We start from the raw sequence: 16,217 nt of genomic DNA on the forward strand, positions 1-16,217 counted from the left end.
CGAGCTGGTATCCATCCGGGAGTTGCTCCGTTATGCTCATGAAACGGGCTTCAACGGTATAGAACTGTGGGGCGTCCATGCCAAGGCTTTGCTTCGCCAACGGGGACAGGAGCTGGGAGGTATGCTGGACGAAATGTTCAGCTACGGGCTCGAAATCAACATGCTGAGCGATTATATCCCTCTCATGGGGAATATCCCAATGGACGTTCTGCTTAAGGAATGGCAGGAAGCCGTACAGGCGGCCAAAGCGTTCCACACAGATAAGCTAAGGATTTTCGCAGGAAATCTGAGCAGTCAAGCTCTTGATGAGAAGGACTGGGAGCTTTGCACCGGACGTCTAAATATCCTGTGCGCCGCAGCAGAGAGGGAAGGGGTCTATACTGTGGTTGAGACTCATCCGGGAACCGCTGCCGACGGCTTAGATTCCACACTTCAACTGCTCAGGCAAACCGGCCACCCTGCCTTGAAGCTGAATTTGGACTTTCTGCACATGTGGGAATCGGGCGCTGATCCCCTTGCCGCCTACGAACGCTTGAAGCCATGGATTGTCAATATCCATCTGAAGAATGTGGAATCCCGGCAATGGCTTGAAGTATTCTCTCCTGACAATATATATTCTCCGAGCGGCAGCCGCAGAGGTATCGTACCCTTGGCCGATGGAGAAATGGACTGCCAGGCCATAATGAAGCGCCTTATCTTGGACCCTACCCGAGCCCCGGTATCTCTGGAATGGTTCGGAGCTATACCCTTTAAAATCTTAAAGTCGGAGCTGGGCTGGCTTAAAGGGCTGGAGTCGGATCACAGGCTGGAGAAAGTGGAGGTGACGGGAACATGAATAACGCACCTTATGTGGAGCATCTGACCGGAACGCGCGCACCGAAGCTCTGGTACTCCAATATTAATTGGGAACAAGGAAAAGCCGCTCAAGAGATTCGCCTACCCCATATTAACAATGCGTCCGGAGATCGGCTCGTATCGCAAATGGATCTCTACCAGATTTATTTGGCTGACCGGGATGATCTTGTTCTCCTGAAAGAGGCTCCGGATCCTGAATTCCTAGCTTATTTGGAAGAAGAGAAGATAGCACTACCCTCAATTGCGATTGGCGCACGGTCTGAATATACGGGTGAGTTTCGCAACCGGATTGCTGTTCCTTACTTGATGGACGAGCAGGAGGAGCAGTTTCTCAAGGAAAACGGAGGGAGATGGATCGGTCCGCCAGCCCGATTATCCGTGGAACTGAACAGCAAGATCGCAACGCGTAAATTATGCGAAGAAATCGGCTTTCCAGTCAGCGAGGGTAAGATATGCGAGGGGCTTGACGCGATCCGCCGTACTTGCGCCGAGTTGGAGGGAAGGCATCCTGGAGCCCGGCTGGTTGTAAAAACCGCTTACGGTTCTTCCGGTAAAGCGCTGTTCCATATCCATCGGGGCCCGGATTTGGAGATGCTGCTGGGATATTTAGAGAGGCAGATCTCTCGGGGAGGCGGGCAACCGGTGGTGACGGTGGAACGCTGGCATCAGGTCGAGCGCCATCTGACGGCACAGCTCTGGCTGGGGGGAACCAATTGCGAGATCCTGGCTATGACCGAGCAGAGAATTACGGATGCAGGAGTGTACAGGGGGAGCCGTCTGCACCCGGACCTGCCTGAATCTTTGATGGCGGCTTATACCGAACAGCTGCAACAGCTGGGTAAATCTTTACATTCCCGGGGCTACGAGGGTTTCATCGGGGTTGACTCCATACTGGATGAAGACGGAACTTTAATACCGGTTATTGAGCTCAACGCCCGTCTTACCATGGTCACGTATTTGCTTAAGATTCGCAAGCACTTGCTCGAACGCGGGGTTTCTAGAATGGAGACTCAATCCTATGATTTCAAGCTCCACCCTGGGGCCAAATTTGCAGAATTTGCCGAAAAGGTGACATCGATAAGGATCTCTGCCGGACAAGGCGGGGCATTCGTGTATGGTTTCCACCAGGATGGGGAATCGGCAGACCGTATCCGGCCTTGCAGGATCTCGACTCTGAGCTGGGGTGTGGACGATGAAGCTGAGAAGCTTGCCCGTCAAGGACTGGAGGAAGCAATCATGGAATGGAGGGGAGCTGTCGTATGACTATGGCTTCACAACGACTGTCTAATCAGCAGGAAGTGGGCCAACCCTTTTGGCTGGAAGCAGCCAAGCCGTTTGGATCACCCGTTTATGTATATGACGAGGGAAAGCTGGCCTCCGCTTATTTTTCGCTGCGGGACGCTTTACCCAAAGATGTGACGCTATATTATTCCATGAAGGTCAATCCCAATCCGGAGGTATGCCGTCTCATAAATGGCTGGGGTTCGCCGATCGAAGTCGCATCGGTTGGGGAATATGAGATTGCCCGCTCTAACGGGGTAAATCCGCACAGCATCGTGTTTACCGGACCGGGCAAAAGCGCGGACGAGATTCATCATGTGCTTCGCCATGGGATCTACGCGATTAATGCGGAGTCCATCCCGGAGCTATTCGTCATTCACGATGAAGCGGTTGCGCTTGGCATTGCCGCTCCCGTTATGTTAAGGGTCAATTTGTCTACTGGAACCAAAGGCTCGCGGATGTCATCGGTCGGACTTGCCTCGCAGTTTGGCATCGACGACAGTGAAATTAATGAAGCGGTGCACACCGCCATTAACCTTGAAGGGCTAAAGCTGATCGGATTGCATACGTACCAGGGCACGCAAAATTTCCACCTCGACTTTTATAGGGAGAGCGTTCCGATGATGTTCGGTCTCACCCGGCAGGTGCGAGACCAATTCGGCCTGCAGCTTCGATGCTTAGGGCTCGGCGGCGGTTTCGGCGTTCCCATGTTTGAAGGCGATGAGCCGTTTCCTGTCAAAGCTTTCGGGGCGTACCTTGCCGGGGAGTTAGAGCGAAACCGGGATCTGGAATTGGAAATGGTATTCGTAGAATCAGGGCGGCGAATTGCCGCAACGATGGGGATTTATGCGGCAAGAGTGCTGTACACCAAGCTCTCCAAAGGCAAAGCCTTCGCCATTGTCGATGGGGGAACCCACCACCGGGCTTTTTCCAGCCTGATGGGACGAAGCTTCAAGCAGCCTCTGCCTCTTCAGCTATGGAAGGCGGGGGAGTGCAAGCTATACGAATCCGGTGAAGGAGAAGGTAGAATCTCCTACAATGTTTGCGGTAAATTGTGCACTCCCGCAGATGTGCTGCAAGGCAGCGTCATGCTCCCCCCTCTAGAGCCGGGGGATTGGATCGCGTTTCCCCATATGGGGGCATATGGCTTAACCTGCGGCAATGTTCATTTTCTGTCTCATGCTCTTCCGAAGGAAGTTATGCTTCGCCCTGACGGTACGTTAAATGATGTGAGCTGGCTATCCACCTAATAAGTGAGTTCATCATAGGGAGTTGACCATATGACACCTACCCATCGGATTTTGCCTTATAATGACATATGGCTTGATTGTGTCAATAATAACTTGATGTCGATTCTCATTAGTCATCATTCATCGTTCGAGAAGCTGCCGCTGACTTTTAAAACGCAGTACTGGAAAAAACTCATCAACCAGACATTTCCCGAAGACAATTTTGAAAGCTTGCTGCAACAAGGATTAATGCTGCCGAAAGTTCAATATGACACGGAACAGCTCTATCATTATCTTCGCTTTGAGGATCAGCTTCTTGAGCAATCTGATATCCCTTTGCTGGATGAGATGATTCAAGGCGCTTTAGACAAGAAGAAATATGTCTTTCTCGATGTGGACCGCTTTTTTTATTCCAGTGGAAGAGAAGCCGGAAAAATACATTTTATCCATCCGACCTTTATTCATGGAAAATGTGCGGGTGGGGATGCATACACAGTCATTGAGGATTGCTTATCTCCAGGGCGGATGCACGATTATCTAACTCCACTTGAAGTCATTATGGAATCTACCCAATATCTAATGACAAGCGGCAGAAAAGTCAGATTCATAATGGTTTCTGTGCATGATGGATCGATCAGGAACTTTAACCACGAGTTTTCCGTACAGGAGTCGTTTATCTCAGAACTCAGAAGCAATCTATTGGAGGATAAAGTCGCTTTTCTTGAGCAATATGGTCTTCATTATCAGTTGGGTCTAAAAGCGTTGACCGATTATGTAGAGGAATTCGAAGAACTTGTAGGTCATTTGAACGATACCAGCATATTTGCCTTGAGAAGCAGTTCTTTTGCACAGAATCATAAGAAGAATAACAGGCTTTTTAAGTTACTGGAAGATCAATCGTCCCATACCAATCTCTATAAGAAGTTAGCAGAACAAAGCGTGGAACTAAGTCATTTATGGGAAATTTATAGAACGACAGTTATTAAAATGATCGCATCTAATCGTGTTCGTGATCAAGCTATCGTAAAACTTGAAGAGATTGTGAAGAAAGAATATAACATGGTCCAGACGATGAAAATGGCAACTGAGGTTAGTAACTCTTAGCAAAATAACCCCACAAAGTGGAGCTTTAGCGTAGGTGATGACTCAGATACTTTGCGGGGACCCCAAAACAAAAGGCCGCCAATTGGCGGTCTTTTTTTAACTTACACCGGCTTAACCGTGTCACGAATCACCAGGCTTGTAGGCAGCATGACTTTCTTGTTGCCGTAAGACGAGCCTTCTGTAATTTCATACAGCAGCTTGGCGCTCTCATAGCCGAGGACATCGAAATATTGCTTCACCGTGCTCAAGGCTACCTTGGCAAATTTGGAGCTTTCGAAATCGTCAAAGCCGATGAGGGACACTTGTTCAGGGATGCGGATGCCGAGTGCGGTTAGCTGTTCAATGGCTTCAAGGGCCCGCCTGTCATTCGCGCAGAACAGTGCCGTCAGCTCCCCGCTCCGGATAAGCTCCGCAAGCGCGGTGTAGTCCAGCTCCTTGGCCAGGAACAAAAGGGATTCAGGTACCGGAAGGGAAGCATCCGACATGGCGTTGCGGTAACCGTTATACCGGTCGACCTCCGGACTAAGGTGGTAGTCGTAAGCCGCGAATCCGATGTGGCGATGACCTTGCTTGATCAGGTATTCCACAGCTTCATAAGCTCCGTCATGGTTGTTACAAGTGACAACGTTGACCGGATAGCCGGAAGGGGAACGGTCAAGCATCACGAACGGAATCGCTTTTTTACGGATTTCCCGGAGATAATCCTTTGCCGCTTCGGGATTCGAGGAATAAATGAGGATTCCTCTTAGTTCCGTCTGAATCAGTTCCAGAACAAGCTCCCGTTCCTGTTCGAAATCATTTTCCACGAATTCAATGATCAGTTTGCAGCCGTGTTTGCCCAGAAGGGATTGGATGCCCCTCATAATCTGCATATACGAACTATCGTACAAATCGATGCCGGAGATGACGAAGGCCACCAGATTTGAATTTTTGTCGGGGATGGCTGCTTGGCTGGCGACAAAACTCCCCTTCCCCCTGACGCGGTAGATCACACCCTCGTTCACCAGCTCCGACAGTGCCTTACGAACAGTAATAGAGCTGACATCCAGCAGCCTGGAGAACTCCGACTCGCTGGGAATCCGTTCGTCCATGGTAAATTCCTGATTCTCGATCTGGGATAAGACATATTCTTTGACCATCTGATACTTTGGCAGAGCCAAATCCTTCTTGCTCAACTGCTTTCACCTCATATTAACATTTCCTCAATTATAGCGTATATTGTTTTAAAAAGTATACGTAATTTAAGCTGGATTAGGAATAACATATTGTAAAATACGAAGGATTGTATTAAGGTAGGGGCAAATAAGGTATGTGTTTTGTTACGATGGCCCCTTCCTTCTCAAACGGGTAGTCGATAACGATTCGAGCGGCTTCGGTATCGCCTATGCCGCTGTACAGGTTGGCCTTGCCATCAGGGCGCATTTCAATGCCGGCGGTGAAGGCGCAGTCAGTTAGGTGCGCCTGCTTGGCAGGGCCATCCGGATAACAAGCACGGGTACCAATGATGGTCAAGTCAGAGAATTGATTGGTCTGCGGGTCCAGGACGAAAGCCATATTCATATAGGTGGAGGTTCCGCCTTGAGCATAACAGATGTGGCCGATCACGCCGATTTTTCCGCTCTGGAGCCAATAGGCCTGGTTGCACCCGCCCCACTCATCCGCCTGGAACAGTCCGCGGATATAAGGGGCGTTCTCAATGACGCCGGGAGACAAGTCACTGAGGCTGTCGATGATCGTGAAACCCACTAAAGACTCGCTTCCGAATGCCTGACGCACATCTTCGCCGCGTGGTCGCGAGAATACGCCAATCCTGCCGTCCTGTAATTCTACGAGCCGAATGTCCTTCATTTTATCCGGGCCGGTGGTGAAGTAGAAGAGATCATTAAGATCATGGCCTTTGTAGAAATAACCGTAGAACGTGTCGAGCTTTCCCTGACTGTAACGGACATGCGTGCCGCCCAATACGAGCTGTTTGCCGATTACGCTGATATAAGGGTCCTCCAGCTGATAGATCATCGTATCAGGTACGACAGTCCATTCGTCCGGACCGCTCTCACTGAACAGGCGGACCCATGACCTTGCCCATTCGTGGCGTCTTTCCACGCGCCCGTAAATATAGCGCTTGCCTCTCCATTCAAAAGGAACCGAAGGATTGTAGACATCAAACCCTTCGACACCGCGGAAGACAAGTCTGGCGCTTTCGTAAATATGTTTGTTAGCTTCGAAATGCTGACGTTGTTCTATTAAGTGCATACCGGCTAACCTCCTCTCAGGTATCAATAACATGGTTATCTTAACCGGAAAATTCGCAGCAAATCTTGCTCTATTTTGGAATCCATTATGGTGGTTTGACCTTGGAGTAACTTGCCAGGGGCAAATACAAAGAAGGAGGACTATGACTTATGTTGAAATTGCTTGCAGCAAACGGCATTGATTCTGAAATTCAGGCGCATTACCGGCTGATCGCCTCTGTGGGGGATACAGTCGGCATGCATACTCACGACTTTTATGAATTGTTCCTGATCCTGAAGGGGAGTGTTGTGCATGTCATTAACGGCAAAGGGCAGCTGTTGCAGGAAAATACGCTGGTTTTCATACGGGAAAGTGACGTTCACTACTATGAGCGGACAGATGACTGCGATTGCCAGTTCATCAATTTGTCGTTCCAGCGGGAGGTCCTGGATGACCTGATTGCTTTCCTGGGCGAAGGTTTCCCTAGCGAAAGGCTGCTGGGGCCGTCCATGCCGCCGGCGGTCTTGCTGTCCAGAACGGAGAAGGAATATGTCCGGTACAGGCTGGATCAGCTCAGTCTGATCCCGCAGGAGAAGAAGCTGATCGTCAGAGCTGAGGTGAGGGCCATCTTGACCGATCTGTTCTCCAGGTATATCAAGGCTGAGGCGGATCACATGGATTTAAAGGGAGTGCCTGAATGGTTAAGGACTCTCTGCAATGAAGCGGGGAAGAAGGAACATTTCACGCAGGGAACGGCTGCGCTCGTCGGGCTGTCAGGCAAATCACATGCCTACGTATGCAGAATGTTCAGGAAGTATCTCGCGATGTCCCCGACCCAGTATATTAACGAATTAAGGATGGCCTATGCTGAAAATCTGCTGCTGAACACAGATATGGAAATCGTGGACATCAGCCTAGAGATCGGGCTGGATAATGTCAGCTATTTCTATGACTTGTTCAAGCGGAGACATAACCTGATGACGCCGCATGTATATCGCCAATTCGGGAATATTCGCAGATAGTATACTTATATTCGACGATTTTTTAATTAAAACTTATGTGTTGACGGGTTATAAGGTATGTGTTATTTTCAACTTAGCATAATAACTTGTGGCTGGAACATCATGATATCTGTAGGAGACGGCAGTCGGAGGCACGGCGTTTTCGACCGAACGTCAGGATACAGCCTGGAGGTGAAATTGAATGCGCTTACATATTGATAACAGTCAGGAGGTGTTCCTTTGAAGACAACCCATAGCAGGCTTGTGGCCAGAATTGTCAAGCACCGGTATCTTTACCTCATGGTGCTTCCCGGTTTTCTTACACTGCTGGTCTTTCACTATTTACCGATGTACGGGATTTTAATCGCATTCAAAGACTTCAACGCATCTAAGGGGATATGGGGGAGTGAGTGGGTAGGCTTCAAGTACTTCACTTCTTTCTTCCATGATCCCATGGCATTCAGGGTGCTCAAGAACACGCTGCTTCTCGGTTTGTATACTTTATTCTGGTCTTTTCCGGCGCCGATCATTCTGGCACTGCTGTTTAATGAACTGAAAAACAAGGGCTTTAAAAAGCTTGTACAGACGGTTTCTTATTTCCCGCATTTTATTTCCGTCGTCATTGTGGCGGGGTTGCTTAAGGAATTTACGGCAAGGGACGGTTTGTTTAACAAATTCGTCGCTTTCTTTGGCGGAGATCCCATCATGTTTCTGCTTGAGCCCGGCTATTTCCGGACTATATTTATCTCTTCCGGCATATGGCAGGGCGTCGGGTTCGGCACCATTATTTATCTTGCTACATTAAGCGGGATAGACCCTACACTGTATGACGTAGCCGAGGTAGACGGCGCAGGGCGCTGGAAAAAGGTTGTGCATGTCACCTGGCCCTCGCTTAAGCCGACCACAATTATTTTGCTGATTTTTGCCGTGGGAGGAATTCTCGGAAGTGATTTCCAGAAGATCATCCTGCTCTATTCCCCTGAAACTTACGAGGTAGCGGATGTTATCGGGTCCTATGTTTACCGCCAAGGTATACTAGGAGCGCAATACGAATACACGACGGCAATCGGATTGTTTATGTCGTTCATTTCTTTTACAGTTCTATTCTTAACCAATTGGATCAGCCGAAAAGTATCAGATACGAGTTTGTTCTAGGGCGGTGGGATTTTGAACAAGACCAGCTTGGGTTCCAGAGCTTTTGATGCCTTAAATCTTCTGATTATGCTGTTTATCCTGATTGTTGTGTTGTATCCGATCCTGAACATTATCGCGACGTCACTAAGCGGCACGGGTTACATCTCCTCGGGGAGCGTAACGATCTGGCCTAAGGGATTCAATCTTGAGGCTTATACGACGGTATTTAATGATCCGTACATTTTTAAAGGGTATCTTAACTCCATTATTTACGCAGCCGGGTCGACGGGCATTATGCTGCTGTTTACGGCTCTGATGGCCTATCCGCTTACGATTCCGGAATTCGCGGGCAAAAAATTTCTCACTATTTTTCTCATGATCACCATGTTTTTCGGGGGCGGCTTGATCCCGACCTATCTGCTTATGCGCGGATTAAACCTGCTGGATACGGTTTGGGTCATGATTCTTCCCGGAGCGATCAGTGCTTACAACGTGTTTCTGTTCCGGACCTTTTTTCTGAATATTCCTGCCGAGCTGAAGGACTCCGCCTATATCGACGGGGCGAATGATCTGGTCGTATTGTTCAGGATCATCCTGCCGCTATCCAAAGCGCTGTTTGCAACCTTTGCCCTGTTCGGTCTGGTCGGCAGCTGGAACAGCTGGTTCGAGGCTTTGATCTATCTCCGGGATCAGGATAAGTATCCTTTGCAGATGGTGTTAAGAAACTACCTGTTCACCCTGGATACGACTGCGATTCAAGGCCGGATAGGAGGCGGCGCGGTCGCCGTCAATGCTCCAGGGGACACGCTTGATCCGAAGGCGGTACGAATGAGCGTCATTATTATTACCATGTTTCCGATCATGTGCATTTACCCGTTCTTCCAGAAGCATTTCACCAAAGGAATATTTGTCGGCTCGATCAAAGGCTGAGAGGCGGATGACGCTAATGGATGTTGAGTTTGAAAACAAGCGGTTTATCGTACGAATTAGGGGGAGATGGAATGAAAAAACTGGCGAAAGTACTGATCCTGGTGTTGGCCGCGCTGATGGTTTTTTCAGGATGTTCGAATAATTCTAACAATTCTGCCGCGAGTGGAGATGGTCAGGAAGTGATGCGATTCTCGGTGACGCTGCCGGCAAGCGGTGTGGACAATCCGAATAGTCTGGTCGGCAAGGAATGGCACAAACGCATGGAAGCTTACATGGGCAAAAAAGTAGAAATCAACTATAACTATATTCCATCTTCCGAGTATGACGAGAAGGTCAAACTTATGATCGCAAGCGATGATCTGACGGACTTTTTTGTAACGCCTTTATTCTATGACACAACGGAAATGGCCGAACAAGGCCAGCTTCTCGAATTAGGACAGTATAAAGAGCTGATGCCAAACTATATGAACTACATCAGCAAGGTGAAAAACGGGATGAAGCGGGTAACGGATGCCGACGGCAAAATGTTCACCTTCAAAGAAACCTCCACGCCACGATTCCCTGAGGACCGGGGGATGCTCATCCAGAATACCTCTGCTTACCGCTACGATGTGTTCAAGGTGAATAACATCAAAATCCCGGAAACACTCGATGAATTTTATGAGGCTGCCAAAAAGCTTAAAGAGCTCTACCCCGACAAGTATCCTGTCGCGACCAAATGGAACAGCTTGAGATCCCTGTTCTCCGCGAACCATATCCGGGACGAAATTTTCTGGGACGGTGAGAAATACGTATACGGGGTGCTGGATGAAGGATATAAAGACGCGCTCCAGTTTGCGAATAAGCTGTATTCAGAGAAATTGCTGGATCCGGAGTACACCATTGACACGGACGATACGCTGAAAAGAAAAGCGCTGAACGGCGACAACCTCATGTGGCTGACACAGTGGTTTACGACCCCGGCAGAGTATACGAGAACAGCGGGCGACGGCAAGATTTTTGCGGTTTCGCTGTATCCCGACAATCCGAAATACGGGAAGGCCTGGCAGGAAATTGTAAACGGCAATACCCCTGACCTGGGCTGGGGAGTCTATGGTGTAAGCTCTAAGGTCAAAAACCCTGAGGAATTGATTAAGTTCATCGATTATCAATATTCGGATGAAATGATCCAACTCATAACCTGGGGGATCGAAGGCACGACCTATACCATCGGGGAAGACGGCGTTCCGACCTTTGTCGATTCGTTGAAAACGGCTAAGGACCCATGGCTGGAGGGCGATAAATACGGCATGCGTGCAAGCCGGAATCATAACCCCGGCTTGCAGATGGTGAGCGATGCAAGAGCGTTTGTTGATTTTGCCGCGACGGACTATACGGTATTTAACGGCAAATATGAAGAGGTGCCGATTGAAAAAGCGGAATTCCTGACGAGTCTGCCTATGCCCAAAAACGACTATGTTCCTTCCTGGTTAAGCGAGCCGTCGATACAGCTCACGGGCAGTGAAAGCCAGCGGATCTCGGAGATTATGAACCCGGTCAAGACATTTGTTACGGAAGAACAGGCCAAGTTCGTAGCAGGCAAAAACAGCTTTGACAATTGGCAGGCATTCACCGATAAGGTTAAACAAATGGGCAACATTGATGAAGCGCTGAAAATCTATAATGATGCCGCACAAAGAGCACTGGGAAATAAATAGAAACCACAGGATGTGAGAAACCTTGAGTAATAAAAAAGAGATTTTATTCCATGTAGAAAAGCTGCTGAACAAAAGAGATCAATTTATGATTACCAAGCTTTCTTCTATAGAGGTTTCCGGTTTTACGACGATGGAACAACTGTTCATTCATGAAATGGATGGGCAACCGTTCCGGAGCTTTGCTCCGGGGCAGCGTTGGGGAGAGAATTGGGGGTACGGCTGGTTCCGCTCAACCGTCACTATTCCCAGGGGAGCCGAAGGCAAACGGCTGGTGGCCATGCTTGATTACGGTTCCGAAGCGACTGTATACATCAACGGCATCGTGAGCGGTGCGAAAGACCTTAATCATCATTACTTAACTTTAACCCGTTCTGCGAAAGCCGGCGAGCGGTTTGAAATTGTTGCAGAAGCGTACGCCGGCCATTCGGATGTTCAACCGGCGGTTGGAGAGTCGCGGCTCTGCGTTTTGGAAGAAGAGGTCTACCAGTTTTTCATCGATTTGGAATGCCTGTACGATCTTCGCAATCATCTGGATGCCAAATCCCTCCGCGTTGCGGAGATCGACCGTTGCCTGACTCAGGTGTTTGCGGCGATTGACCTGACGGAGCGTCAGGAAAGGCTGGGAGAGAACGCAAAGCAATGCCGGAAGATCATGAAGCCGCTTCTGGATTGCGTGAATGGTTCCACAGCGCCGACGCTGTACCTTATGGGACAGTCACATTTGGATGTCGCCTGGCTGTGGCCGATCGCAGAGACCAAACGGAAGATTGCCCGGACTTTGTCCAATCAGCTGGCGCTTATGGACGAATATCCGGAATATACTTACACCCAGAGCCAGCCGTATTTGTTCCAGGTGGTGAAGACCCTGTATCCGGAGCTGTATGACCGGATCAAACAGGCGGTAAAGGAAGGGAGAATCGTTCCCGAAGGCTCCATGTGGGTAGAACCCGATACGAATCTGCCCGGCGGCGAGAGTCTGATCCGTCAGGCGCTGCACGGCAAACGGTTTTTTAAGGATGAATTCGGCGTGGACAATGAGATGCTGTGGCTGCCTGACGTCTTCGGCTATTCGGGGAACCTGCCGCAAATTATGAAGGGCTGCGGGATCAAGTACTTCGGCTCCGTTAAATTATTCGGAACTTATGATAATATTGCGGATCCGTTTCCGCACAATACGTTCCTGTGGGAGGGAATCGACGGTTCGCAAATCCTGTCTCATCTGCTTAACTACGGCGACTACTACCCGATCCGGATCAACCCGTCGTTCCTGATCCATCAGTGGAGCGATCGTGTCCAGCTTGAAGGGATTTCCACGCGGCTTACGCAGTTCGGACACGGCGACGGAGGCGGCGGTTCCAATCGGGATGATCTTGAGTTTATGCGCAGGCTCGGCAATCTGGAAGGTGTCCCCAAGACGGTGCATGGCTCGCCCATCAAATTTTTCGAAGATCAGACTGCCAAAGGAATTCCTGACGCCAAATATGTAGGGGAGCTCTATTATCCTGCTCACCGGGGAACTTATACGACGCAAGCGATCATCAAAAAGCTGAACCGTAAAGCAGAGATTGGTCTCCGCGAGGCAGAGCTGTGGGGAGCTGCGGCGCAGCTGCTCTATGACCAGGCATACCCGTCCGAAACTCTGGACCGGCTCTGGAAGACGCTGCTGCTGCACCAGTTCCATGATATTCTGCCGGGTTCCTCCATCCATCGGGTTCATGAAGAGGCCCAGAATGAGCTGAAGACATTGAATGAGGAAGTGCACAACCTGGATGCGGATATGAGGAGGGCGATCACGGACGGTGATACCTCCAAGGTTACTGTTTTCAACCCGCTGTCCTGGCCGAGAAAGGAGCTGGCCGTGCTGCCTGCCGGTGTTCAAGGTATCGCGGACGGGAACGGAGCGGTTCTGCCGGTGCAACTATACGAAGGGGTCCGCTATACCGAGGTTGAAGCTCCTTCCATGGGTTGGTCGGTGTACAAAGCGGAAGCGGCGGAGGTTCCTGAGGTGTCTGCTCCTGAGGTACCGGCAGTCCTTGCAACGGCTTCCCGTCTGGAGAACGAATGGATGGCGCTCGAAATCAACGAACAGGGTGAATTAACGGCTATCTATGACAAGGAGACCGGAACGGAATGGGCGGCGGGGCACTGCAACGTCATGCGGATGTACCGGGATCAAAATTCGGATTTCGATGCCTGGGAGATTGACCGGCGCTATCGTATGGCACCTGTCGGACTGAATGCGGACGCCAAGGTATCCGTTACCGCTAACGGTCCGCTCTTCGCGAATATCCGGGTAGAGCGTGAACTGAACCAATCGACCATGATCCAGAATATCCGGCTGCGGGCCGGCAGCCGCCGGGTGGAATTTCATACGACGATTCACTGGCGCGAGAAGAACAAGCTGCTGAAAGTTGACTTTCCGGTCCGTGTTCATGCGAACGAGTCGCTGCAGGAAATCCAATTCGGTTATGTCAAGAGGCCCAATCATGCTTCGCGTCCGCATGATGCGGACCGTTACGAAGTGGTCCAGCATAAATGGTCGGCGCTTGCGGAGGCGAACCGCGGTTTTGCGCTGCTGAACGACTGCAAATACGGGATTTCCGTCAACGGCAACACGATGAGTCTAACGCTGCTCCGGGCTCCGACATGGCCGGACGAGACATCAGATCAAGGGGTGCATCAATTCACTTATGGATTTACGTTCTGGAACGATGCGTTCCTAGACAGTCCTGTCGTACATGAAGCCTATGAGCTGAACTATCCTGTCAGCCTTGTGTCCGGAGGAAGCCGGGAGGAGCGGCAGTCGCTGTTCTCTGTCGATCAGGCTAATGTGATCGCGGAGACAGTCAAGCTTGCCGAAGACGGATCAGGTGATTGGATCGTGCGTCTGTACGAGAGCAAGGGAGCTTCCGTTACGTGCGGGCTTCGTTTCGGTCTGTCCATTGCAGCGGTGCATGAGACAAACATGCTGGAGGAGGTGTTGGCGGATTTACCGCATGAGGGGGAAGAGTTGTGGCTTCGGTTCCGTCCATTCGAGGTGAAGACGATCCGGTTCTCTATCAAAACGACAAAGATCGGGAGGTAAACGAAATGAAAATGAAACAGTGGAAAAATGCAGGATTATGGGCTTGCATCATGCTGATGGCGATGACAGCGCCTGGTGCCGCGACAACGGCGCTGGCGGCGGAAGACAGCACCGGACAGGAGGTAAGCGCCGCGAAGAAAACGGCCCGGGATCCGTTCGCGATCAAGATCGTGGATGCCGAGACAGGCCGGGGCATTCCTCTTGTAGAATTGAAAACTACAAACAATGTTCTATATTACACGGATAGTGCCGGTATCGTGGCCTTTGACGAACCCGGCTTGATGGATCAGTCGGTCTTCTTCCATTTGTCGAGCCATGGTTATGACTTCCCGGCAGACATGTTCGGCAACCGCGGTCAGGCTGTACAAATTAAGCCCGGGGGCAAGATTACCATTGAGATGAACCGGGTGAACATTGCGGAAAGGCTGTACCGGATTACAGGCCAAGGCATCTATCGTGACAGTTTGCTTGCCGGCGTGAAAGCGCCTATTCAGGAGCCGTTGATCAACGGCCTGGTCATGGGACAGGATTCTGTACAGACGATAGAATACAACAAAAAGCTGTACTGGTTCTGGGGGGATACCGACAGACCTGCTTATCCGCTGGGGAACTTCCGTGTGACGGGAGCAACTTCCAAGCTCCCGCATAAGGGGGGACTGGATCCGGATACCGGCGTAAACCTGAACTATTTTACGAATAATGACGGTTTCGTCAAAAGTCTGGTGCCGCAGCTGCCTGACGGTGCAGGCATAGCCTGGGTGTTTGGTCTGATGACCATGAGGGACAACGCCGGTCAGGAGCGCCTGCTCGCCGGATACAGCACGCATAATCCAGAACTCACCGCGTTCGGCATTCTCGCTTTTAACGACGATAAGAAGGAATTTGAACAGATTGTCCAGTTCCCTTCCAAAGAGGATTGGCGTCATCCGGGCGGCCAGGCGAGCTATTATGAGGAGGACGGCAAGGGATATTGGCTCTTTACCGAACACCGGGTGCCGAATTTGCGCGTTGCAGCCAGCTATGACGCCATCATCGACTATACCCAATATGAAGCGTTTACTTGCCTGAAGCCGGGAACAGCCTATAACGGGGATCAAACGTCGCTTGAGCGCGATGCGAACGGCAGACTCGTCTGGGGCTGGAAAAAGAACACTCCGCCGCTCACTCAGGATCAGGAGAAAGAACTAATTCAGCGGGGTCTGATTAAAGCTGATGACCCGCATTATTATCAGCTGAAGGATGTCGATACCGGTGACAATGTTCAACTTGCTTCCAGCTCTATCGAATGGAATGATTACCGGCAGCAATTCGTTATGATCGGGCAGCAGCTACAAGGCAAAACATCGGTACTTGGAGAAGTGTGGTACGCGGAAGCTCCTGCGCCCCAAGGTCCCTGGACGGATGCCAAAAAGATCGTAACACACAACGACTATACATTTTATAACGTTGCCCAGCATAAAACCTTCAACAAAGACGGCGGCCGGGTCATCTACTTCGAAGGAACCTATACGAATACATTCACGAGCCATGTCCCGACGCCGCGTTATAACTACAACCAGGTCATGTATAAGCTCGACTTGGCAAACCCGAAGCTTAGACTTGCGCCGGTTCAAGGAACAAGTGATAATGAAGTCAGACTAATGGATAATGACTGAAACTTCTGTTCATT

At 50.3% G+C, this 16,217-nt stretch carries 12 protein-coding genes; 10 read left to right on the plus strand and 2 right to left on the minus strand.

Annotated elements, in window-relative coordinates:
• Positions 1–22: 22 nt before the first annotated feature.
• From MHH28_RS06860 to MHH28_RS06875, 4 genes are read left to right on the plus strand one after another with little or no spacing between them, the layout of a single operon-like run.
• Positions 23–835 (plus strand): sugar phosphate isomerase/epimerase family protein, encoded by an 813-nt coding sequence (locus tag MHH28_RS06860; RefSeq protein WP_405113313.1) that lies wholly within the window; start codon positions 23–25, stop codon positions 833–835.
• Entirely contained in the window at positions 832–2,118 is a 1,287-nt protein-coding gene (locus MHH28_RS06865; protein ID WP_405113315.1) for an ATP-grasp domain-containing protein, read from the plus strand. Before MHH28_RS06860 ends, MHH28_RS06865 begins: the two co-directional genes overlap by 4 nt.
• Positions 2,115–3,386: a hypothetical protein gene (locus MHH28_RS06870; protein ID WP_405113317.1), complete on the plus strand. Its 1,272-nt coding sequence runs from the start codon at positions 2,115–2,117 to the stop codon at positions 3,384–3,386. The genes MHH28_RS06865 and MHH28_RS06870 overlap by 4 nt, the downstream gene beginning before the upstream one ends.
• Before the next feature lie 30 nt (positions 3,387–3,416).
• Entirely contained in the window at positions 3,417–4,469 is a 1,053-nt protein-coding gene (locus MHH28_RS06875) for a hypothetical protein (RefSeq protein WP_405113319.1), read from the plus strand.
• A gap of 101 nt (positions 4,470–4,570) precedes the next feature.
• On the opposite strand, the gene MHH28_RS06880 is transcribed toward MHH28_RS06875, so the two are convergent.
• Positions 4,571–5,644 carry a substrate-binding domain-containing protein gene (locus tag MHH28_RS06880; RefSeq protein ID WP_405113321.1) on the minus strand — a complete coding sequence of 358 codons (1,074 nt, stop codon included), beginning with the start codon at positions 5,642–5,644 and terminating at the stop codon, positions 4,571–4,573.
• A 112-nt stretch (positions 5,645–5,756) separates the two neighbouring features.
• Positions 5,757–6,722 carry a DUF1861 family protein gene (locus MHH28_RS06885; protein WP_405113323.1) on the minus strand — a complete coding sequence of 322 codons (966 nt, stop codon included), beginning with the start codon at positions 6,720–6,722 and terminating at the stop codon, positions 5,757–5,759.
• Positions 6,723–6,871: 149 nt separating this feature from the next.
• Here MHH28_RS06885 and MHH28_RS06890 point away from each other — a divergent pair, with 149 nt between their 5' ends.
• The 6 genes from MHH28_RS06890 (at position 6,872) to MHH28_RS06915 (ending at position 16,203) form a co-directional block, all read left to right on the plus strand.
• The gene (locus MHH28_RS06890; protein WP_405113325.1) at positions 6,872–7,723 is read left to right on the plus strand and encodes an AraC family transcriptional regulator; all 852 of its coding nucleotides are present in this window, start codon (positions 6,872–6,874) and stop codon (positions 7,721–7,723) included.
• Positions 7,724–7,942: 219 nt separating this feature from the next.
• Complete coding sequence (locus tag MHH28_RS06895; RefSeq protein ID WP_405113327.1) at positions 7,943–8,857, plus strand: ABC transporter permease; 915 nt, start codon at positions 7,943–7,945, stop codon at positions 8,855–8,857.
• A 12-nt stretch (positions 8,858–8,869) separates the two neighbouring features.
• Positions 8,870–9,766 (plus strand): carbohydrate ABC transporter permease, encoded by an 897-nt coding sequence (locus MHH28_RS06900; protein ID WP_405113329.1) that lies wholly within the window; start codon positions 8,870–8,872, stop codon positions 9,764–9,766.
• Positions 9,767–9,837: 71 nt separating this feature from the next.
• Positions 9,838–11,463, plus strand: a complete 1,626-nt coding sequence (locus MHH28_RS06905; RefSeq protein WP_405113331.1) for an extracellular solute-binding protein — start codon at positions 9,838–9,840, stop codon at positions 11,461–11,463.
• An 85-nt stretch (positions 11,464–11,548) separates the two neighbouring features.
• Positions 11,549–14,548, plus strand: a complete 3,000-nt coding sequence (locus MHH28_RS06910) for an alpha-mannosidase (RefSeq protein ID WP_405113332.1) — start codon at positions 11,549–11,551, stop codon at positions 14,546–14,548.
• 5 nt (positions 14,549–14,553) lie between these two features.
• On the plus strand, positions 14,554–16,203 hold the full coding sequence (locus MHH28_RS06915; protein ID WP_405113334.1) for a hypothetical protein: 1,650 nt from the start codon (positions 14,554–14,556) through the stop codon (positions 16,201–16,203).
• Positions 16,204–16,217 lie beyond the last annotated feature (14 nt).

The sequence above is a fragment of the Paenibacillus sp. FSL K6-1217 genome (genome assembly GCF_045040735.1).
Lineage (GTDB): Bacteria > Bacillota > Bacilli > Paenibacillales > Paenibacillaceae > Paenibacillus_AQ.